1 protein-coding gene is annotated in these 1132 nt (G+C 62.6%); it reads left to right on the forward strand.

The genetic code is table 11. The features are described from left to right. Positions 1-47: 47 nt before the first annotated feature. Positions 48-1019 carry an IS5 family transposase gene (locus tag Q1A87_RS23485; protein WP_299657267.1) on the forward strand — a complete coding sequence of 324 codons (972 nt, stop codon included), beginning with the start codon at positions 48-50 and terminating at the stop codon, positions 1017-1019. The last annotated feature ends 113 nt before the right edge of the window (positions 1020-1132 follow it).

Here is a 1132-nt window from a genome sequence, read left to right on the forward strand (position 1 = left end):
GACTGCGGGCAATTCACAGCGTGAATCCAGCCGGTTAGACGGGCCCCATGAGCAAGCCTTCTCCCGCCCGCTACCGCACGACGAACTGGTCCAGTTACAACGCTGCATTGCGCAAGCGCGGTTCAATGCTGATCTGGATAGACCGGGAGATGGCTTGGCTGGCGCCGCATGAAGGTCGGCCCGGACGCCCGCCCGTTTTCTCAGATGCTGCTATCCAGTTTTGTCTGTCGGTCAAAGTGCTCTTCAAGCTGCCCTTGCGACAGACCGCCGGTATGGTGGCCAGCCTGCTCCGGCTGGCGGGGCTGAACTGGTCCGTCCCCGACTTCAGCACCCTGTGCCGCAGGCAAAAGACCTTGGCGGTTCAGATCCCGTATCGTCGCTCCGATGGCCCGCTCAACCTGCTCGTGGATAGCACCGGCATCAAGTTCCTCGGCGACGGTGAGTGGCAGGCCCGCAAGCACGGCGCTCAGGGCCGCCGCCAGTGGCGTAAGGTGCATCTCGCCATGGACACTGCGACCTCGGACATCCGGGCTGTCGAGTTCACTCCGAGCCGCGATGGCCCCTCTCATGGTTTGCAAGCAAACCACTGCCGGGCAGCGGACAGCCCGATCCTACCCGAGCTGCTCGGCCAGATCCCGGAGGACGAACAGATCGGCACTGTAACGGCCGACGGTGCCTACGACACGCGCCGCTGCCATGCGGCCATCACCGAACGACTGGCTGTTCCAATCATCCCGATCCGAAAGAACGGGCGCGCCTGGAAGGAAGACTGCCTGGCGGCAAAGGCTCGCAACGAGACGCTGCGCGCCACAAAACACTACGGCCGGGCGTTCTGGAAGCACTGGGCCGGATACCACGCTCGAAGCCGGGTCGAGGCGAAGATGCGAGGTATCAAGGCATTCGGCGAACGCATCGCAGCGAGAGACCCCGACCGCCAAACCGCCGAGATCCACATTCGCATTGCCCTCATGAACCGCTTCAATGCCCTCGGCACCGCCGAGATCGTTCGCGTGGCATAACATCAGCGGGGTAAGGGGAAGTCATGCCTCAGGAGTGAGTTCTGCAACATATGTAACCGCCCCGAACGCAAGAGGGATATTGAAGCTATTTCTGACGCGTCGTCGGGTGCTGA

Origin of the sequence: uncultured Jannaschia sp., from assembly GCF_947494055.1 — a bacterium.
Lineage (GTDB): Bacteria > Pseudomonadota > Alphaproteobacteria > Rhodobacterales > Rhodobacteraceae > Jannaschia.

Coding starts and splice junctions, on each gene's coding strand:
- Q1A87_RS23485 (WP_299657267.1), top strand. CDS start 48: ATGAGCAAGCCTTCTCCCGCCCGCTACCGCACGACGAACTGGTCCAGT.